At 45.6% G+C, this 20,376-nt stretch carries 16 protein-coding genes and 8 tRNA genes; 21 read left to right on the forward strand and 3 right to left on the reverse strand.

The genetic code is table 11. The features are described from left to right. The first annotated feature begins 230 nt into the window (after window positions 1–230). From ACKX2L_RS09715 to ACKX2L_RS09800, 18 genes are all read left to right on the forward strand, one after another. Window positions 231–304 (forward strand) — tRNA-Asp (locus ACKX2L_RS09715). Between the two features lie 22 nt (window positions 305–326). After that, window positions 327–399 (forward strand) — tRNA-Val (locus tag ACKX2L_RS09720). 12 nt (window positions 400–411) lie between these two features. Next, window positions 412–484: transfer RNA gene (locus tag ACKX2L_RS09725), tRNA-Thr, on the forward strand. An 11-nt stretch (window positions 485–495) separates the two neighbouring features. Further along, window positions 496–577: transfer RNA gene (locus ACKX2L_RS09730), tRNA-Tyr, on the forward strand. A 38-nt stretch (window positions 578–615) separates the two neighbouring features. Beyond that, window positions 616–689, forward strand: a tRNA-Met gene (locus tag ACKX2L_RS09735). A gap of 27 nt (window positions 690–716) precedes the next feature. Then, window positions 717–789: transfer RNA gene (locus ACKX2L_RS09740), tRNA-Phe, on the forward strand. Between the two features lie 125 nt (window positions 790–914). Then, complete coding sequence (locus tag ACKX2L_RS09745; RefSeq protein ID WP_497550384.1) at window positions 915–2,399, forward strand: radical SAM/SPASM domain-containing protein; 1,485 nt, start codon at window positions 915–917, stop codon at window positions 2,397–2,399. A 197-nt stretch (window positions 2,400–2,596) separates the two neighbouring features. Next, window positions 2,597–4,093, forward strand: coding sequence for an ATP-binding protein (locus ACKX2L_RS09750; protein ID WP_497553159.1), 1,497 nt, complete (start codon window positions 2,597–2,599; stop codon window positions 4,091–4,093). Between the two features lie 131 nt (window positions 4,094–4,224). Next, on the forward strand, window positions 4,225–4,590 hold the full coding sequence (locus ACKX2L_RS09755; RefSeq protein WP_497553160.1) for a GntR family transcriptional regulator: 366 nt from the start codon (window positions 4,225–4,227) through the stop codon (window positions 4,588–4,590). After that, window positions 4,587–5,282: an ABC transporter ATP-binding protein gene (locus ACKX2L_RS09760; protein WP_497553161.1), complete on the forward strand. Its 696-nt coding sequence runs from the start codon at window positions 4,587–4,589 to the stop codon at window positions 5,280–5,282. The genes ACKX2L_RS09755 and ACKX2L_RS09760 overlap by 4 nt, the downstream gene beginning before the upstream one ends. Window position 5,283: 1 nt before the next feature. Next, window positions 5,284–6,075, forward strand: a complete 792-nt coding sequence (locus ACKX2L_RS09765; RefSeq protein ID WP_497553162.1) for a hypothetical protein — start codon at window positions 5,284–5,286, stop codon at window positions 6,073–6,075. A 319-nt stretch (window positions 6,076–6,394) separates the two neighbouring features. After that, window positions 6,395–7,957 (forward strand): MBOAT family O-acyltransferase, encoded by a 1,563-nt coding sequence (locus tag ACKX2L_RS09770; protein WP_497553163.1) that lies wholly within the window; start codon window positions 6,395–6,397, stop codon window positions 7,955–7,957. A 9-nt stretch (window positions 7,958–7,966) separates the two neighbouring features. Then, window positions 7,967–8,986, forward strand: coding sequence for a hypothetical protein (locus ACKX2L_RS09775; RefSeq protein ID WP_497553164.1), 1,020 nt, complete (start codon window positions 7,967–7,969; stop codon window positions 8,984–8,986). A 46-nt stretch (window positions 8,987–9,032) separates the two neighbouring features. Continuing rightward, window positions 9,033–10,667: an AMP-binding protein gene (locus ACKX2L_RS09780; protein WP_497553165.1), complete on the forward strand. Its 1,635-nt coding sequence runs from the start codon at window positions 9,033–9,035 to the stop codon at window positions 10,665–10,667. Then, the gene (locus ACKX2L_RS09785; protein WP_497553166.1) at window positions 10,664–11,866 is read left to right on the forward strand and encodes a diaminopimelate decarboxylase family protein; all 1,203 of its coding nucleotides are present in this window, start codon (window positions 10,664–10,666) and stop codon (window positions 11,864–11,866) included. The genes ACKX2L_RS09780 and ACKX2L_RS09785 overlap by 4 nt, the downstream gene beginning before the upstream one ends. A 136-nt stretch (window positions 11,867–12,002) precedes the next feature. Further along, window positions 12,003–12,236, forward strand: coding sequence for a phosphopantetheine-binding protein (locus ACKX2L_RS09790; protein WP_497550375.1), 234 nt, complete (start codon window positions 12,003–12,005; stop codon window positions 12,234–12,236). A 77-nt stretch (window positions 12,237–12,313) separates the two neighbouring features. Further along, window positions 12,314–13,015 (forward strand): response regulator transcription factor, encoded by a 702-nt coding sequence (locus tag ACKX2L_RS09795; protein WP_497550374.1) that lies wholly within the window; start codon window positions 12,314–12,316, stop codon window positions 13,013–13,015. Between the two features lie 10 nt (window positions 13,016–13,025). Continuing rightward, window positions 13,026–14,681 (forward strand): HAMP domain-containing sensor histidine kinase, encoded by a 1,656-nt coding sequence (locus ACKX2L_RS09800; RefSeq protein WP_497553167.1) that lies wholly within the window; start codon window positions 13,026–13,028, stop codon window positions 14,679–14,681. Between the two features lie 95 nt (window positions 14,682–14,776). On the opposite strand, the gene ACKX2L_RS09805 is transcribed toward ACKX2L_RS09800, so the two are convergent. After that, window positions 14,777–15,826 carry an aldose epimerase family protein gene (locus ACKX2L_RS09805; RefSeq protein ID WP_497553168.1) on the reverse strand — a complete coding sequence of 350 codons (1,050 nt, stop codon included), beginning with the start codon at window positions 15,824–15,826 and terminating at the stop codon, window positions 14,777–14,779. Between the two features lie 255 nt (window positions 15,827–16,081). On the opposite strand from ACKX2L_RS09805, the gene ACKX2L_RS09810 reads away from it, so the two are divergent. The 3 genes from ACKX2L_RS09810 (at window position 16,082) to ACKX2L_RS09820 (ending at window position 17,274) form a co-directional block, all read left to right on the forward strand. After that, complete coding sequence (locus ACKX2L_RS09810; RefSeq protein WP_497550370.1) at window positions 16,082–17,032, forward strand: ROK family glucokinase; 951 nt, start codon at window positions 16,082–16,084, stop codon at window positions 17,030–17,032. Between the two features lie 66 nt (window positions 17,033–17,098). Continuing rightward, window positions 17,099–17,172, forward strand: a tRNA-Pro gene (locus ACKX2L_RS09815). 28 nt (window positions 17,173–17,200) lie between these two features. Beyond that, window positions 17,201–17,274, forward strand: a tRNA-Pro gene (locus tag ACKX2L_RS09820). Between the two features lie 132 nt (window positions 17,275–17,406). On the opposite strand, the gene ACKX2L_RS09825 is transcribed toward ACKX2L_RS09820, so the two are convergent. Both ACKX2L_RS09825 and ACKX2L_RS09830 read right to left on the reverse strand, forming a co-directional pair. Further along, the gene (locus ACKX2L_RS09825; protein ID WP_497553169.1) at window positions 17,407–17,982 is read right to left on the reverse strand and encodes a TetR/AcrR family transcriptional regulator; all 576 of its coding nucleotides are present in this window, start codon (window positions 17,980–17,982) and stop codon (window positions 17,407–17,409) included. A gap of 157 nt (window positions 17,983–18,139) precedes the next feature. Further along, a complete protein-coding gene (locus tag ACKX2L_RS09830; RefSeq protein WP_497550368.1) occupies window positions 18,140–20,287 on the reverse strand; it encodes an LTA synthase family protein in 2,148 nt (715 codons plus the stop codon). Window positions 20,288–20,376 lie beyond the last annotated feature (89 nt).

Below are 20,376 nucleotides of genomic sequence, written 5' to 3' on the forward strand. Positions count from 1 at the left end.
GTAAGGCATGGAGCTGACTGTTACTAATCGATCGAAGGCTTGATCAAGAAGGTTTACGACAGTAAGTTGGAAGGACAATCTTTTCCCGTTTGATCCGAAGGGTTAAACGGGGTCTCAATCCTGACGGATTGAAACCAGTCTCGATTCCTTTGGAATCGAGACAAGAGTCACGATTCTTCGAAATCGTGACAAGCTATATGAAGTTTTGAAGGAACGATAAACCAAGAATTGGCCCGATGGTTCAGCTGGTTAGAACGCCGCCCTGTCACGGCGGAGGTCGAGGGTTCGAGTCCCTCTCGGGTCGTCTTATTGAATAATAAGAGCTTGGGATCTTAGCTCAGCTGGGAGAGCATCTGCCTTACAAGCAGAGGGTCATAGGTTCGAGCCCTATAGGTCCCATTTATTCAATAAGCCGATGTGGCTCAATTGGCAGAGCAGCTGATTTGTAATCAGCAGGTTATCGGTTCGAGTCCGATCATCGGCTTCATATGGTATGGGTGGTTTCCCGAGCGGCCAAAGGGGACAGACTGTAAATCTGCTGCTTTATGCTTCGGTGGTTCGAATCCACCACCACCCATTCGATAAACTTTCTGTTTATCACAAATTTCATATTGACGCGGGGTGGAGCAGTCTGGAAGCTCGTCGGGCTCATAACCCGAAGGTCACAGGTTCAAATCCTGTCCCCGCTACTGATCTGATTTACTTCAGATCGAAATGCCCAGATAGCTCAGTCGGTAGAGCAGCGGACTGAAAATCCGCGTGTCGCTGGTTCGATTCCGGCTCTGGGCATTTCTTTTTTTTGCCTTTTTTTCAGACAAATGGCCATTATTGTACATTGCTTAGAATATTTGCTTCATATATTATAAAGTGGTTAAAAGGTGAAAGAAAACAAATGTTTTTTTAGGAGGAATAGAATGGCAATCAAAGATCTTTCCCATGCAGCAGAGCGTCAGGCATTTTCTGTTGCAATTGATGGATTTCTGAAGCATCTGAATAAAAAGGATGAAAACGGACGTACAGAGACCTATCTGAAACTTGTAGATGTAGCAGGTAAGTTCTGGGGCAAGGGTGCAAATAAGGAAAAGCTTGAGGCAGTCAAAAAATACATTTCCAATCCGGAAAACCGTTGGGTCAAGTTTATTAACCGTGTCATTGATGAGACGGATCCTCATTACGCAAAGACAATGCTCTTAAACCTCGGATATGAGGCATTCTTCCGTGGAACCAAGACCATTCGTGCCAATCGTGAGAAATATGACTGTAATATTCCCTGGTTGATCCTTTTTGATCCGACAGACGCCTGCAACATGCATTGTGTTGGATGCTGGTCCGGTACCTATGGCCGTAAGCACAATCTGACCTTCGAAGAGATGGATAAGATCGTAACGGAAGGTAAGGAACTTGGTGCATATCTCTATATGATGACCGGCGGTGAGCCGATGGTTCGTAAGAACGATATCTTCAAGCTTGCAGAAAAGCATAGTGACTGTTTCTTCGGTCTCTATTCCAATTCGACCATGATCGATGAGGAGGTCTGCAAGAAGGTTCGTGATCTTGGTAATATCACCTTCATGCTTTCCATTGAGGGTACACCGGATACCAATGATGCCCGTCGTGGAAGCGGTCATTACGAAAAGGTCCTGAAGGCAATGGATCTTCTGAAGAAGTATGGAATTGTTTTCGGTACCTCGATCTGTTATACCAGCCAGAACATCGAAGCTGTCACCGACGAGAAGTTCATCCGCTTCATCGCAGATAAGGGCGCTCGTTTCGGTTTCTTCTTCCACTACATGCCGGTTGGTAAGAATGCTGTACCTTCTCTTATGCCGACACCTCAGCAGCGTAAGGAAATTATTGAAAGGATCCGCTACTTCCGTTCCGACAAGTGTGATATCGGATTCTTCCCGATGGACTTCCAGAACGATGGAGAGTACGTTGGAGGATGTATTGCCGGAGGCCGTAACTACTTCCATATCAATGCAAACGGTGATGCAGAGCCTTGTGTATTCATTCACTTCTCTGATACGAATATCCATGACAATAGCATTCTTGAGATGCTGCAGAGCCCGCTCTTCAAGAAGTATCATGAAGGCCAGCCTTTCAACCGGAATCAGCTTCGTCCTTGTCCGATGCTTGAGAATCCTGACCTTCTTCGTGAAATGGTCGATGAGACAGGCGCTCATGGCACCAATGCAGAGTCGGAAGAGACAGCAGATGAGCTTTGCTCAAAGTGTGATGATTACGCGAAGAACTGGGCTCCGGTAGCCGAGGAGATCTGGGCCAGCCAGAAGCATAGTCGTCCGGCCTATGAGAACTATACCAAGCTTCACAGAGAGCATCCGGAACTTGCTGCTTTCGAGAAACCGGCAGAAAGCCAGGCAGCAGGAAATCAGCAGTAATCTTTCATTCATAGATTCTAAAGATCATCAAAAAAGAGTGGCAAAATTACCTTTTGCCACTCTTTTCTTCTGTTAAAATAAAACCAGGAAAGGACTGATTTCGTGGCTCCTTCGTCAATAGCAGTTTGAGGAAGGAGCCTGCCTTAAATCAGTCTTTCCCCGGTTTTTTGTATTGAGGGAGAAAAAGAGGATTGACCATGCATGGAATGAGAGATCTGGAATGGGAGAAAATGAAAAATTTTCTTTCCAATGAGAATCAGAAAATAGCTGTCATTTACGGAAGACCGGGGACAGGGCTTTCTCAACTGATAAAGGAAATCAGAGCGCTTGTGCCCTGCCTCTATTTTCCGGCCTACCCCGGTACACAGGACATGGAACTTAAGCTCTTTGGGGAATCGATCGGCATCTCGAAAGATCAAAGAGATTCTTCGGAAATGGAGAGCCAAACGGCAGTTAAGCTTACGGATATTTTGGACTGGATCGGCGAACAGGCCAGGGATCATGGACATGACCGGCCAATCATCCTTCTGATCTCTAACTATAAGAATTTCATAAATGCATCCTTTGACAATGATGGGACGCTCTGTCACTATGTCAGAGATCTCTGGAAAGACCTTCCAATCAAGGTGATCATTGCGGACGATTCTATCCTGACCATGCAAAGGAATTTCTTCAGTCCCACAAGTTTATGGCGAAATATAGACCCAGTCGAAATTTCTCTCAGCCCCCTGACTTTTCGTGATATCGCTCCCTTTCTGAAAGGATATTCCTGGCGGGATGCAATTTTACTGTATGGCATGATCGGAGGACTCCCGGATGTATTCAGGGAAATCTGCCGGGAAAAAGGATTATCGGATCAGAAAATGGGGGTGCCGATCCTTTCCGGAACAGACGGGCCGTCAATCATGAAAGTCCTGTTTGATCCCTGGGAAAGAAAATCCTATCATCCGGAAATGGTTCTGAAAGAGGAGGTTCGTGAACCTGGCTTTTACAATCGACTGATGACCGCTTTGGCGTCCGGGCATCAACGGGTTGGGGAACTTTCACTGGATACGGGGAAAAACAAAGATATCGTCGCCCCCTACCTCAATAACCTGGTCCGGCTGGGACTCGTGGATAAGGATCGGCCGATCACTGAAAAGGGGAACCAGAGAAAGTCCAGATATTCTATTACAAACACGATGGATCTCTTTTATTATCGTTATCTGGCGCCTCATTATGATCTGCTTTGCAAGGGAGAATTTCAGAAAATCTGGAAAGAAGTCATACTTCCGGATCGGTCTGCATTTGAAAAAATCGTATTTGAAAAGATCGCAGGTCAGTATTTGCTGTGCGATCAGAGGAATGATCTGCCCTTTCAGATCGAGGAGCTCGGAAGCTGGTGGGAGTATGCCAGAAAGGGAAAAAGAAAGTTTGATCGAGTGGGCTTTGATTTGATCGGGAGAGGTTCTTGGCAAGGTCGAGCCATGCAGGCTTTCTGCCGGATCAATTATGATAAGAGGCCGGTCGATGTAAGTGAAATCAAAGACCTGATCGCTCTTTCCAGAAAACTGGCCAAGGGAGGAAAGAAGTTCTATCTGATTTTTTCTCGCGCAGGCTTTGAGCAGAATGCGGAAACGGTAGCCAAGGCGATACCGGAGATCATTTTCCTTTCCATTCCTGAACTCATTGAAGAGGGGATCAAAAGTGACTGATATGGGAAAGAAGGTATTTTTCTTCTGGTCATCTTATTGAAACAAAAAATAAAAAAACCACTTTACAAAGATATCGCTATAGTGTACTATACATCTAGTGCACTAATACAGTAATAGTAACAGGAGGCAGAATGGATTTTACAAACGATAAGCCGATCTATCTCCAGGTGATAGAGGACATCACGTCACGGATCGTCTCGGGCGAAATTAACGCAGGCGACAAGCTCCCATCCTCCAGGGAACTTGCCTTATACTACCGGATCAACCCCAATACGGCCTCACGGGTTTACGCAGAATTGGACCGAAGAGGACTGGTATATACCAAGCGGGGAATCGGGACTTTTGTCCGGGAAGGCAATCTTTCGGAACTGAAAGGTGAGAAAGTAAGAAAGGCGATGGAGGCTTTTATTGAGACAATGACAGGCCTCGGACTGAATGATGAAGAAATCGAAGAAGAGCTGTCGGTTTACCTTAAGAAAAGAAAGGATCTGAAATGAAGATACAGTGTGAGGGACTTACCAAGAAGTACTTTACCAAAACAGCTGTTGACCATGTAAATATGGAATTGTCCGGCGGACATATTTACGCACTGCTCGGGCCGAATGGCTCCGGAAAATCAACTTTGATGAAACTTATGTCCGGCCTGGTAAAGAAAACAGTGGGTTCGATTCGAATCGATGGAAGAGAGTTTAACTGCAAGGCCAGGGAGGATATTTCTTATACGCCGACGGAGCCATTCTTCTACAGCTATATGAGAATCCGTGATGTCGGATCCTATTACGATGATTTCTATCAGGATTTTGATCTTGAGAGATTTGATCATCTGATGGATGCGATGGATCTTACACCGGATATGAAGGTTCGATCCCTGTCCTCCGGTATGCTTGCCAAAGTGAAGATCGCAACTGCTATGGCCAGACGGTCAAAGTTGATCCTTCTGGATGAACCCTTTAATGGAATTGACCTTCTTTCAAGAGATGCCCTGGCCCATATCATCATCGGAGAATTGGATGAGCATTCTTCTCTGGTGATCTCATCCCATATGGTAGAGGAGCTGGAAAGTATCGTAGATACGGCCATTTTTATGAAGGACGGCCGGATCGAAGAAATGCGCGATGTAGAAGAACTCCGCATGAATGAGAACAAGTCGATCGCAGATAAATATCGTGAAATCTATAGTGAGGTGTGACATGGCAAGAATAATGAAATATGAATTGATCAAAAACAGATTCCGTTATCTGATCATGATTTCAGTACTGGTCTTGGCGGAAGCAGGCTTTTTGATTGCCAATGCAATCAATTTTAAGATGGGAATCGCGATGAGCTTAGTTCTCTTCCTTGCAGCCTGGGGCACCTTGTTTATCGTTATTATAGAAGGGATTGCAATGTATAACCGGGACCTGAGAGAAAAGTCCGGTTATATGGTTTTCATGACACCCCTTCCGGCCTGGCAGATCCTTTTAGGGAAAATCCTTGTGATCCTTCTGGTTGGAAGCTGCCTTTTCCTTGGATACAGTCTTCTGGGCTTCCTTGATCTCCATCTTCTGGCCCAGTCGATGATCAAGGCAGATATTGCTCCCGGTGCAGTATTTGCTGCATCTTTCCTGGATTCCTTGTATGGAATGAATGGTCTTATGGTTCTTCTTCGCTCTTTGGGATCTTTACTTCGCTTTGTTGTCTTCTTTGTATGTCTTGCCTATTTGTCCTCAACGGTCAGTGCCTCTCTTTTACGCGGGAAAAAAGGAGAGAAGGCCATAAGTTTCATTCTATTTGTCGGTCTGGTTATTCTTGTTACTGTCCTTACTACGAAAGTGGCCGGATCATATGGCATCTCAATCGGCATGCGTGAGAAGACAGGCGTTTACATCGAAAATGCGGAGACTGCAATGCAGGCCATCCTTGCTTCTATCATCTTCCTGGGTAGTGCCTTTCTTTCCTTCCTTGCTTCATCCTATCTCCTGGATCAGAAGGTAGATATCTGAGAAACAGAGATTCGTTTTCATTATTTTAAGGATACAAAAGCCGCTTTTTCGTGGGAATATGATCTGAATAGGCCACGGAGCTTCTGTATAGGAGATCCGTGGTCTTTATTTTGCCGAAAAAACAAGCCAGGTTTAGAAAAAGCTCTTGACAGAAGATAACTGTAATAGTACAACTAGTACAGATGCAATAAAGAGAGAAAGAAAAGAACCGGTAAAACAAAAGAACCGGTAAAACATAAGAAATCTTAAGGTCCTCTTAAAGCTGCATTAAGACCTGTATTGTATAACAATAGGGCAAATCGGGGAACAAGGAGAAAACATGGCTTACAACACGAATGTATATTTTTTGTTTTTAATATTCATAGCAGTTATTTATATGCTGACGCCAAAGAAGTATCGTTATCTGACCTTACTTGGCGGAAGCCTTATATTTGCCTGGTCCTTCAGTAAGATCCTGATCAGCTGGACCCTTCTGGCAGGCATCATTGCATGGCTGGGAGGCCTCTTCATAGAAAAGGGTCTGGAAAATGAGAAGGGCAAAAAAAACGAGGAAAAGAAGAGGGCAAAGAAACGGACCAAAGCAGTGCTTCTTCTTTCCGTCATTTCCCTGGTTGTGATCCTGGCCGGATTGAAATATACGAATTTCGTTGTGACAGAGATCATGAAGGCATTCGGCAGCGAAAATCTGGCCCTTTCTGCCAGACTTCGAAAGATCGCGGGTCCGATCGGAATTTCCTTTTATACACTTCAGGCTCTGAGTTATCTCCTGGATGTCTATTGGAAGAGAGAAAAGGCTGAGAGAAATCCGGGTAAGGTCCTTCTCTTTCTTATGTTCTTCCCGACTTTGATGGAAGGACCGATTGCCCGCTGGGGCGATGTGAAGAATACCCTCTTCGAGGGGAATCCGATCACCTTGGATACGGTCTCTTCCGGTGCGATACGGATCGGTCTGGGCCTTTTCAAGCGGATGATCATTTCCGACCGTCTTAATGTGATGGTGATCCGGCTCTACAATCCCAGCCTGCACCTGGATGGTGCTATGATCCTTCTGACTGCTGTGATCACAACGGTTCAGCTATATATGGAATTCTCCGGGACGATCGACATCGTCATTGGTTCGGCTAAGGTGTTCGGTATCGATCTGCCGGAAAACTTCAGACAGCCTTTCTTTGCACAGAGCGCTGCAGAGTTCTGGCGCAGATGGCATATTTCCCTGGGCACCTGGTTTAAGAATTATATTTTCTATCCGGTCTCCACATCGAAATTGATGAAAAAATGGGGAAAGTTCGGGAGAAAACATTGTGGAAAATATCTGACCAATGTAGTGACTTCTGCCATTGCCCTCTTTCCGGTCTGGATGCTGAACGGCCTCTGGCATGGCCCCAAATGGCCTTATATTATTTATGGCGTCTACTATTTTGTGATCCTTCTCTTGGAAGTCGTTCTGAAGCCTGTGGGTGAGAAAATGAATCAGGCCATCGGAATGGCAGAGGACGGGAAAGCACTCAGAGTCATAAGAACGGTGAGGACCTGGCTGATTATTATTTTCGGTGAGATGCTTTTTCGGGCAGACACCTTCGGCCAGTTCTTACGGATGATGCGCTCGCTCTTCCATTTTCCCGGAAGAGGACTTGCCTTTTCCATCAGCACGAGCTGGCTTGGTTTGGAATTTGGCGACCTGATCGTCGCAGGACTCGGATGCATTGTGATCTTCTATCTGGATTATCTGATGGAGAAGGATCCGTGCGTTTTAACGAAGATTCAGGATCTGCCGAGATACAAGCGATGGAGTGTTTATTATACGGTCATATTTACGATCGTTATTTTCGGAGCTTATGGAGCCGGTTACACCCCGGCAGATCTGATCTATGCCGGATTCTAGGGGGATGCTATGAGTGATATGAAAAAGAAAAGAAGACAAGCAGCTTTATTTCTCCTGATCTTATTCCTGGTACTATTTCTGCCCGGAAGGATCCTTACACCAAAGATCATGAATCAGTTGGATCTGTCCAGTGGAAGAAACGGTGTGATTCCGAAGATCCTTTCGGAGCCGCAGGATTCGATCGATCTTCTGGTGATCGGAGACAGCGAGAGTTATACCTCGATCGATCCGAGACTGTTGAAAAAAGAATATGGCATTCGAACCTATGCAGCAGGTCAGGCAGGTGCAACGATCGGAGAATCCTATGAAATTCTGGAGAAGTGTCTGACACGGCAGAGGCCGGCGATCATCCTGTATGAAAGTAACAGTCTCTTTCGGACCCAGCCGGATCCGAGAAATGCCGGGTCCATCGTGACCAAAGTCATGGAAAAGGCCTTTCCCCTGATCAAGTATCATAGTGCCTGGAAGTCGCCCTTCATTGCAAAATACGTTAAGACCTACAAGGGATTTCGCATCGATGACAGGATCAAGCCTTACAAGGGTGGGAATTACATGGAAAAGGGTCCGGACCTGAATCAGGATGCTGTGATCGGCGAGTCCAATATCTATTATTTGAATAAAATGAAGACCTTAGCCGAGGCAAACGGCGCCAGGTTTATGATGTATTCTGCACCATCGCCTAAAAACTACGACTATAGCAAGCATATAGCCCTGACGAAGCTTGCGAAAAAAGAGAACATCGCATATGTGGATATGAATGTCCATAACAAGCAATTGAAAATGGACTGGAGCCGGGATACCAGAGATAAGGGAGACCATCTGAATGTTTACGGCGCCAGAAGAGCGACAGTATTCATGGCTTCCTATCTGGAGAACAATCAGTTCCTGGATGAAATACAGACCAATCGGATCGCGAACCATTCCATCTATGATAAGAAGACGGATAAAATCGCAGAAAAGACAGATCAGGTCAAAGTCACGGGAAAGAAGCCCAGTGAATTGGTGAAAATTGAGATCCTGGGGAAATAGAAATAAGAAGCAGAAGGTAAAATAAGACTTAAGAAAAGAGACTTTTATGTCAGAAGCAAGGACCGTTTTGGATGCCCTGGAAAAAACAGGGGATTTATATCAGAATAAGATTGCAGTCAAGGATCCGGAAGGAATCCTTACCTGGGCAGAATTGATCGAGAAGGCAAAAAAGGCCGGCAGAGTGATAGCAGCGGCCGTAAAGGAGAAACCTGGATATCCGGTGGCCATCCTTTCGGATAAGAGCAGATCTTGTCTTACGGCTATGACCGGAGTGATCTATGCCGGAGGATTTTATCTCGTGATCAATCCGGAACAGCCGGCAAAACGAATGGAAAAGATCCTCGAGGTGGCAAGTCCGAAAATCGTGATCTGCCAGTCGAAATACAGGAAGACATTAGAAGAAACCGGCTGGCAGGGCCCTGTCTACGATTTGGATCGTCTGGCTCTGGGGGATGTTCTCTATCCGGATTCTTCAAAGAGGGCAGAGGAGGATCAGAAGGTTTCGGACCTGATGACAGGACAGACGGACTACCCCCTGGCAAGCCGGGAGACCATGGCAGAAATTCGAAAGGAATTGAATCGGGAAAGCCCCCTCTATGGAATCTTCACTTCCGGCTCCACGGGAACGCCAAAATGTGTTCTGGTAAGCCATGGCGCTGTTATCGATTTTATCGGCCACTTTTCTAAGATCTTCGGCTTTCAGTCAGATGATGTCATTGCCTCCCAGGCTCCTTTTGATTTTGATGTATCGATCAAGGATATCTTTACGGCCTTCTTTACCGGCGGAATGCTGCTTTTGATTCCGAGAGAGTATTTTTCCACACCAAAGACCCTGATGGACTATCTCTGTGATAATCATGTGACCAATCTGACCTGGGCTGTATCGGCTCTGTGTATTATCTCCGGTTTCAACTGCTTTTCCTATCGGGTGCCAAAAGATCTTAGGAGAGTCATGTTCTCCGGCGAAATCATGCCGATCAAACAGTTAAATATCTGGATGGATCATGTAACAAATGCTCGTTTTGTCAATCTCTACGGTCCGTCAGAGATTACCTGTAACTGTACTTATTATGAGGTGAAAAGGCGCTTTCAAAAGGATGAGAAGCTGCCTTTGGGGCAGGTATTCCCGGGGAGGACGCTGCTTCTTCTCGATTCGGAGGGCCATGTGATCGAGAAAGCTGATACAGCCGGTGAGATCTGCGTCATGGGTGAGTCTCTGGCGATCGGCTATTACCATAATCCTGAAGAGACAGAGAAACACTTCGTGAAATATGGACCGGATCAGAGAAGGATGTACAAAACCGGAGATATGGCCTATCTGTCGAAGGATGGAGAGATGTATTTCGCCGGCAGAAAAGATTTTCAGATCAAGCATATGGGCCATAGGATCGAGCTGGAAGAAATTGAAAGAAGCATTGATTCTGTCGATGGCGTGGAGAGAAGCCTCTGCTCCTTCGACGCAAAGAAAAACCGGATCTATCTCTATTACAAGGGGACCATCGATAAGACCACCCTGCACCGGCAGATCAAGGAAAGTCTGCCACTCTACATGGTTCCCAATAAATTCTTCCATGTCAGAGAGTTTGCCTTGAATAAAAACGGGAAGATCGATCGAAAGGCCCTTCCGGACCTGGAGATGATAGAGGATGACAGAATCAGGGTTTCGGAGGTGACAGGATGAATGACAAAGCATTTTTGATTGAGGCAGCGAATCGCTTCAAAAGCCCCTGCTATGTCTTTGATACAGACACCTTCTTGAATCGTGCCAGATCTTTCATAGATATATTCGGAGATCAGATCCGGGTGAACTTTTGTATGAAGGCCAATCCCTTCCTGATTCAGGCAAGCCTTGCATTTACAGACCGGATCGAAGTGTGTTCTTTCGGGGAGTATCGGTTAACAAAAGAGTCCGGAATCCCGGCGGAAAAGCTTCTGATCTCCGGAGTCCTGAAAAAGGAAGAGGAGATCGACTCTATTGTGAAGGATTGCCAGGATCGGGCCTTGTATACGGCAGAGTCCATCGATCAGCTGAAGTATCTTTCAAAAGCGGCCGGGAAGTATGGCCTGGTCCTGAATGTTTATTTGAGGCTGACCTCCGGGAATCAGTTCGGAATGGATGAGGAGACCATACTTTCTGTCCTGAAGGGATTTGGTTCTTATTCCGGTCTCCATTTCTATGGTCTGCATTTCTTCTCGGGGACCCAGAAACATAAGATCCGGGCTCACGAGAAAGAGATCCGCCGCCTGGATGATTTCATCCAGAGGATCGAAGAAGAAACGAATCAGTGGGTCAGTCATCTGGAATATGGGACCGGTTTTGGCGTCCCTTATTTTACGGACCAGACAGAGGATGCAACGTCGGAGAAATTTCTGGAGGAATTTGCCTCTCTTTTAAGGGGGATGAACTACCGGGGGCAGATCTCCCTGGAGATGGGCCGGGCCCTGGCCTTTGACTCCGGTTTTTATCTTACGACGATCTGTGAAATGAAGACCAATGGCGAAAAGACATATGTCATTACAGACGGAGGCATCCATCAGATCAATTATGACGGCCAGCTCAGAGGAATGTATACGCCAATCATGGACAGGATCCGGGAAGGAGAGATCGAAGAGATCGACCCGAATGGAGGAAAGTCTTATGTCATCTGCGGATCCTTGTGTACCGTAAATGATGTCCTGGTTTCAAAGCTTATGAGCCGGGAGCTTATGACCGGTGATGTCCTGGTCTTCGAGCGGGCAGGGGCATATTCCTTCTATGAAGGCATGCAGTTATTCTTAAGCCATGAACTGCCGGCAGTGGTTCTTTATAATAAAAAAGATGGTTTAAGACTTGTCCGGCCAAGGATGGACAGTTTCCGGTTCAATATGGAACAAAAGTAAGACCAGAGACCAAAGATTTTCTGGCGGAACAAAAGTAAGACCAGGGACCAAAGATTTTCTGCCGGAACAAAAGTATAATAGAAAAGCCAGTTAACAAAATTCGTGGGAAAGTATAGAAGCAGAAAGGAAGAAAACCATGAGAGAAAAAATTCTGGAAATCTTAAACGACATTGATGACAGTGTAGATTATTTGAATGAGAAGAGCCTGATCGGAGATCACATTCTGGATTCCTTCGGCATCATTAATCTGGTTGGCGAGTTGGAGGAAGAATTCGACATCTCGATCGGGCCGGAGGAAATGATCCAGGAGAACTTTGATTCGGTAGATGATATCGAAGCCATGGTAGAACGTCTGGCAGAGGAAGGGTGAAAAAGGCCGATCAGGAGCATAAACGAAGGAGCAGAAAAAATTTCTCATAAGTTTATGCAGCGGCCCGGAGGAAAGATATGGCAGAAGAAACCATTCTGATCGCAGAAGATGACGAGGATATCGTAAGCATTTTAACTTTATATCTGGAGAATGCCGGCTATCAGGTCATTGCTGCTTTTGATGGCAGGCAGGCTTTAGAGGTTGTACAGACCAATAAAATTGATCTCTGTTTATTTGACATTATGATGCCGAAAATGAATGGCTATGACCTGATCCGTGAGGTCCGGAAGTCCTATTGCATGCCCATCATCATTATTTCTGCCAAGGACAAGGACAGCGATAAGATCCTCGGACTGGACATCGGAGCAGATGACTATATTCTGAAGCCTTTCAATCCTCTGGAAGTTGTCGCCAGAGTCCGGGCCGGATTGAGACGGTATTACAAGTTGAATCCGGCTGCAACGGACGAAGACAGCAATATTCTAAGATTCGGAGAGCTCACGATGGACACCGGAAGGATGACACTCTATAAAGGGGACCGGGAGATCAAGGTTACCCCGACCGAGATCAAACTTCTGATGATGCTGATGAGAAATCCGGGCCGTGTTTATACCAAGGCACAGCTCTATGAGAACCTGAGTGGCGAAAGTTACCTTTCAGATGATAATACGATCATGGTTCATATTTCAAATCTCAGGAATAAGATCGAGGAAGATCCGAGAAATCCCCGCTATCTGATCACTGTTCGCGGACTGGGTTATAAGTTCGGAAATAGCTGAGGAAATACAGATGACAATGAGACAGAAGAAAACACAGTCCATCTTTTTTTATCTCATGAAGAATCTTGCAATAGGCCTTCTTGCCATTCTGGCGGGGGGCTTCTTTGTTTTTGCATTCATTCTATGGGATTTTTTCGGCCTTTTTTCAGTGCCGGAGTATTCAAAAGGGCCGGATCTTAGCAAGCTGGAAAAAGACATTGAGAAAGCAGGAGATGATGACTATCAGGATATCGATACCACGGCTCTCGGAGAAAAAGGTTATTTTGAAATTCTGAATCAATCCGGTATGGTCATCTATTCCGGGCGGCCGGGTAAAAAGAAGCACTACCAGCCTTATCAGATCAAATATATACCGGAAACCGATCATTCTCTTTATATCGATTTCAGCGAATTCATTGACAATAAGGAACCGATGTATCTCTTAAGCATCAAGAATTATGACAATTATGACGAAGAAAAAGAGGACAATCTGGTTCAGATCTTCAAAGAGGATGGAAGTATTGTCTTCTCCTCCGATAATGGAGACGATAAGAAGATTTCCAGCCAGGAATTTGCCTATATCAAGAAGAATGCGGATAAGCAGTTTGGAAGATATTATGGAAAGAAGATGGCCAGAGAGAAAAAGGTCTTTAAAAATCCGGATGGCGAAGGAGTGAGGATCGCAGTCTTTCACTTTGAAAGTCCCTATGTCCAGTATAAGAGGGAACAGAATCGACTCTACTATACCAGAGACATGGTACTTGTCGCTTTTATCATTTATGTGATCGTCATTACATTGCTTGTAGCTTTCTCTTTCTATAAGAAAATGAAGAAGCCGCTTTTGTCCTTAAAGGCTGCCATGGAGGAAGCTACCACAGGAAAGCGGGTCGAAGTTGACAGTCAGGTGGAAACCAGGGAGATCAGCCAGGTCATTGAAGCCTTTAATGCAATGGAAGATCGGCTGGAAAAGATGGATGCTGAGAGGGACAAGGCGAGGGAGGAGAGAAATACAGCCCTGTCTGATATCTCGCATGACCTGAAGACGCCGATCACAGTCATCGGAGGTTATGCAGATGCTTTAAGAGACGGCATTATTCCGATGGAAGACAGCAAAAAATATCTGGACATTATCAGTCAGAAGGCAAAGACGATGTCGGAACTCATTACCCAGTTCAGTGATTACAGCCGATTTGAAAATCCAAAATTCAAGATCTTCCTGGAAAGAGCTGACCTGGCAGAATATTTAAGAGCTTATATGGCCGAACGATTTAATGAACTGACACTGCAAGGCTATAAAGTAGAGACTGACATTCCGGATGAAGAGATTTTCTTTGATTTCGATCGAAGTCAGATGAAGAGAGTATTTGAAAATATTATTTCAAATTCCTTGAAATACACAGAGCCCGGAACTACGATCTTCGTTTCCCTGGATGCGGATGAGAAAAGGATCGAAATCATCCTTGGGGATGATGGACCAGGTGTATCAGAGGCATTAAAGGAGAAACTCTTTGATCCCTTCTCTGTTGGTGATCAGTCACGCAAGAGCGGAAAGGGAACCGGCCTTGGCCTTTCCATTGCAAAAAAGATCGTAGAGGCGCATGGAGGTAATATCAAGGTCATGGATTCTTATGGAGGAAAGGAAGGTCTCTTTTATCAGGTCGTTTTCTACAAGAGACCGGAACATTAGACAAAAAAACGGATCCCTCCGGGATCCGTTTTTTGATGAGAGAAATCATAATTTTTGATGGGAAAATCACTATTTTCGATGAGAAAAATCACAATTCAGAAGGTTGTGAAATGATATTCCGTTGTCGAGTCGAATGCGATTCCGGCTCTGAGGATCGGCTGCACAAAGGAAGGAATATTGACTGCATTCGGGAAGAACTGGGTCTCGAAGGCAACGCCTGAGAAGGGCTCATAGGTAACGCCGTTTTTCCCCTTGGGGCAGTCTTTGACATAATTTCCACTATAGATCTGGATACCTGGCAGATCGGTCCATATTTCCATCTTTCTTCCGGACTTATTCGAAGCCATGTATCCGACGGGAGAAAGGGCATCTCTTTTGGTCTTCAATACAAAATTATGATCATAGCCATGACTGATCCGGATCGGCTCGTAATCGTAATTGGTGAGGTCCTGGCCAAGCCTTCTTGGTTTACGGAAATCCAGAGGTGTGCCGTCTACCTTTTCGATTTCCCCGTGAGGGATCAACTCTTCATCGGTAGGGGTAAAATAGTCTGCATCCAGTTGAATCAAGGCATCCGTTGCCAGACCGGAATCCTGACCGTCCAGATTGAAGTAACTATGGTTGGTCGGATTGAAAACCGTATCCCGGTCACTTGTAGCGTGATAATGGAGCGACAGCGTGTTGTCGTCTGACAGACGATAAGTGACGGAAATCAGGACGTTTCCGGGGAAACCGCATTCCATATGCTCTTTTTGGATCGTATAAGTAATGGAATGCTCGCTATAGGCTGTTACTTCCCACATCTTATGTTGAAGTCCGTGATAGCCGCTGTGCAAGTTATTATGGCCATTATCGTTCGGATCCAGATGATAAGTCTCGCCGGCCAGAGTAAAAGCGGCATTTCCGATCCGGTTGGCATAGGGTGCCACCAGACAGCCAAAGCAGGGATCATTGACAAAATATGAGTCGAGATCCTGAAAGCCTAATACGACATCATCTAAATGTCCGTTTCGATCCGGAACATGCAGTTCCAGAAGATTGGCTCCATAATTCATTGTAACAAAATAGCTGCCGGAAGCGTTGCTGATGGTATAGCGGTAAATTTCCCCGCCCTCCGGGCCATTCCCCCATTTCTTCTTCTCCATGATAACCTCCTAAAAGTGCTGCCGGTGATATAACCGGCCCCCTGTACAAAGTATGGTCAGACCATACTTCATACGATATATAATTACAAAAATAAAGTATAGCACAGGATGGTGATCCTTGAAATAATGAACCGTCCTATCTTGCAATGGTTTTGTAAAATATCTATAATAAAGTTTGAAAAGAGACAAAGACCAATATCAGGGGGTATCTGTCTTAGAGCCTGATAGCCTGATGGGAAGGCATGGGAGACAAGCATGAAAAACTATGCAATTGGTGTGGATGTAGGCGGAACGACCATTAAAATCGGTCTGTTTACCAAGGAAGGGCAGCTTCTGACTAAGGAAAAGATCCCTACGAATACGAATGATCAGGGAATTCATATTGTTCAGGATATTGCAGCTGCAATTGACAGTATCCTTAGTGCAAGAAGAATTGCAAAAGACAGTGTGATCGGAATTGGAATTGGTGTCCCGGGACCGGTACTGCCGGATGGCAGAGTCAATAAATGTGTGAATCTGGGCTGGGGAGTTTATCCTGTGGAAGCAGAACTTTCCAAAGCTTCCGGTCTTCCTGTCAAGGCTGCCAATGATGCCAATATCGCTGCCTTAGGCGAAGCCTGGATGGGAAGTGGTAAGGGATTTTCCAGTATTGTTATGGTTACTCTCGGTACCGGCGTCGGTGGCGGAATCGTTCTGAATGGAAAGATTCTTACGGGATTTGGCGGTGCTGCCGGAGAAATCGGCCATATCAAGGTGAACCCGGACGAAGTTACAGCCTGTAACTGTGGCCTGCACGGGTGCCTGGAACAGTATGCTTCTGCTTCCGGAATCATTCGCATGGGGCTCAGCAATAATCATCTGGATCAGTGGAAAGACAGCCCGCTCTATGGCAGGGATCATCTGACAGGTAAGGATATTACCGATGCTGCAAATGCCGGCGATCCGCTGGGATACGCCATTCTGAAGAAAGCGATGACATATCTCGGCAATGCACTTGCAACCATTGCAGATGTTGTAAACCCGGAAGCCATCCTGATCGGTGGCGGTGTATCCGAGGCAGGTCAGATTGTACTTGATTTAGTAACAGAACCTTTTGAAAAAAATGTATTTCATGCTTGCAAAAACACTAAGATTCTGTTAGCATTATTAAGTAACGATGCTGGTATCTACGGAGGCGCAAAACTGGCGATAGACAGTCAGGAATAACCTTCGTTTGATCATAGATCATGTTTCGCGAATAGCGAAGCAGGCAGCAGTAGCTGCCAGCATTTTCGATGCGTGGCTCAGTTTGGTAGAGCGCTGCGTTCGGGACGCAGAGGTCGCAAGTTCAAATCTTGTCGCATCGATGTGGCTGACACCTGTCAGTACATCATTCGAAGCGTGGCTCAGCTTGGTAGAGCGCTGCGTTAGGGACGCAGAGGTCGCAAGTTCAAATCTTGTCGCTTCGACTTCAAGAATTAAGAAAAGAGCGGATTCATTGGAATCCGCTCTTTTTATTGCTCTTTCTTGCTGCCACCGGGGCTTATTACAAGGATAGGGGCTTGTTACTGCAATTGAGATTCGTTATCACAGTAGAGAATTCAATGTGTCGGCTCAGGAAGCTCCATGTGCTCAGCTGCCTTGAAACCTCCATTGATGAGGGCAGTTGTATACTGGATCAATTCCTCGATATTGATCGGTTTCTCAATCAACCATGTCTGGTAAATGGCTGCTATGCTGGTCATATAGGATTCCGTCAGGCTGGGAAAAGGCGTCTTCTGATAGAGGGTCTGGAAGATGTCAGAATGGAGGACCCGACCAATCACCTGCTGATAGAAGGCCTGATTCTTTGGATCGCAGAGAAGAATGCGCTGGATACCGGTACAGTTATTCAGATATTGAAAGAATGTCCGGATGCAGCTTTCTACATTCCCGGCGATAATGTTCGGTTTCAGGGCCTCCATAATGTTGTTATAGGATTCCTCGCTGACAGTCTCCAGGAGATCATCCATGGACTTATAGTGGAGATAAAAGGTCTTCCGATTGATACTTGCTCTTTGTGTCAGGTTCGTAATGGTAATTTGATCCAGGCTCATTTCCTGAGCCAGACCATAAAAAGCTTCCTGAACAGATTTTAAAGTCCTTTTTACGCGCATGTCCATATGTTTTTCGCCCATTACGGTACCTCCTTACATCAAATTGTCTACGCAGCGCAGGCATAGAAAGTAGATCAAAAAAAGATTTGTCTCATATTATAAAACAGAAAAAGCAGTTTTAAAAGTTAAATCAAAAGAAATAACAGCCAGTTTTGTCAGAAAGATGCAGATGGGACATTTATTGGGTGTTCGCTTTGTTTTCCGGAGTCAGAGGCGCGATAATATCAGAATTTTCGGACTCGATCGAGGTATTGTTGTCAGTCGGATCCTTGGCCTTGTTTTCCTCCTGGTTTTGATCTGTCGCTTCCGTCTTGGAATAGGTGAACTTATTGGAGCTGCGGAAGACGGTACTGTTGGATCCGACCTGGCTTACGACAATCGTATCCTGATCCTTAATATCAGAGTCATTGATGGTGAGACATTCACCGGAAATATAATTCGTGTCCACCTGTTCCCCGTTCACATAGACTTTGCACCATTTGGTGAAATTACTTCCATAGATATGGACCTTTCCATTGAAACTATAGGCCTGGTTCACCGTAATATCCTTGATTCCCATGACGAGGTCAGAGGAAGGATAGAGGTTGACTCCCTGATAGGCATAGCGCTTGCCGTAGAGCAGGTCGTATTGGAGCATATTCAGACGGTTTGTATAGTCAAGAGAGCCGGGAGTAATATTTTCCTTGATCATCTCCTGGTTAAATTGCAGCATGGTTCCGCTGTGCATACCGATCCGTCCAAGCTGGTCAGCGACCAGCTGATAAGAAGTCAGATCCTTGTCGGCTTTTTCCAGTCCGAAATTATTCCAGGTAACATAGCAGGTCTTAAAGATATTTTTTTCCTTCATATCGCCTGCGGTAAGTCCCATGGTCGGCAGATGGTCGCCAAACATCACAAGCAATGTGGGCTCGCCTCTCTGGTTTAACATGTCTACATAGTTCTTGATCCAGGTATCCATTGCATGGACCTGATTGACGTAATATTCCCATTTATAGCGAAGACTTTCATCCTTGCCTTTGGCAGTTACCTTGATGGCAGGATCGTCAATGACTTTATAACCCGGGTAATTTCCGTGGGTGGAAACAGTGATCGTATAGATGAAGTCCCTGTTTTCTGTGGAATCCAGGGCATCTTTTGTCGCACCGATCAGAATGTCATCGGTTGGCCAGGAGCCGAGGGGAGTATATTCTGTGATATCGAGATTTTCTTTGGCGGTAAAGCTATCAAAGCCCATGCGGGAGAAGGCATTGGCTCTGCTGTAGAAGTTTCCTCCATTATTATGAACCACATGGGTGCTGTAGCCCTGCATTTTCATATCATCAGCATAGCTTTCCACACTGCGGTTCTTTAAAACTGTTTTCTGAGGGATCTCTCCCGGGCCAAAGAAGGAAACCGACATACCGGTCAGCATTTCAAATTCGGTATTACTGGTCCCGGCACCGACAACAGGAACGGTCAGATGTCCGGTCGTATAATTCTTTTGCAGAGAATGTATAAAGGGAATCGGATCCTCGGAGAAAGAGAGATAATTGACCTCCGTCGGATCGAAAAAGGATTCCAGGAGAACCACGATGACATTAGGACCGGTTTTTTTACTGGACGATTCCGGGTCTGTCTGTCCGGTAATGGTCGTTGGCTCCTCGTCCCTATCACTTAGAACCTGTTGAACGGCCCGGTTGGAGTAGCCTAGAGGGCGCCTCATGCCACGGTCGGTCATGGAAGTGGAGAAACCGTAGATATAACCGTTGTCGAGATATCCCTGGGCCAAATTTCCAAAATAGGAATCGATCAGTCCGTTTGACTGTAAGAACTTGCCGGATAAGGGCAGGGAGACCCAGAGGGCAATCACCACGATCAAACGAAGCCAGAAGGGTGAACGGCTTTTGATCTTCTTTCCTTTAAAGAAGAGACGGACCAGGAAGAAAGCGAAAACCAAAAGACCGGCAATGGCCAGAATGGCCTCCCAGGCGGAGAAATACTTGGAGTCCTTCATTGTAAAGAGGTCTCCGATCATGGAGAGATCGGAAAATCCGAAAGGGGAGACTCGGTTTAAGAGCAGGACGCAGTTTATAATGCCAAGTGTAACAAGAAGTCCGGTGACAATTCTCCGGATAAAGGTACGCCTCTGAAACAGGATGGCAATCGAATAAACGACAAAAATAATGAAGGAATTATAGAGAAATGGAATCGGATGCAGGCCGACAAATTTCAGGGCTTCGATCAGGGAATGGCGGGACAGCCATTCGAGAATGATATCCAGAAACATAGACCATGGGATCATGATCAGAAAGTCGTGGTTCGCTGCAAAATTACGGAATTTTTTCATTGGAAGTCTATGGCCTCATATTTGAAGTTCTATTTATAGTAAGATATAATATTTTTTCAGTTACGAGATTATAGCATGATAAAAAAATG

The organism is Porcibacter vitabionis (assembly GCF_046263795.1).
In the GTDB taxonomy this organism is placed as follows: domain Bacteria; phylum Bacillota; class Clostridia; order Lachnospirales; family Lachnospiraceae; genus Lachnocurva.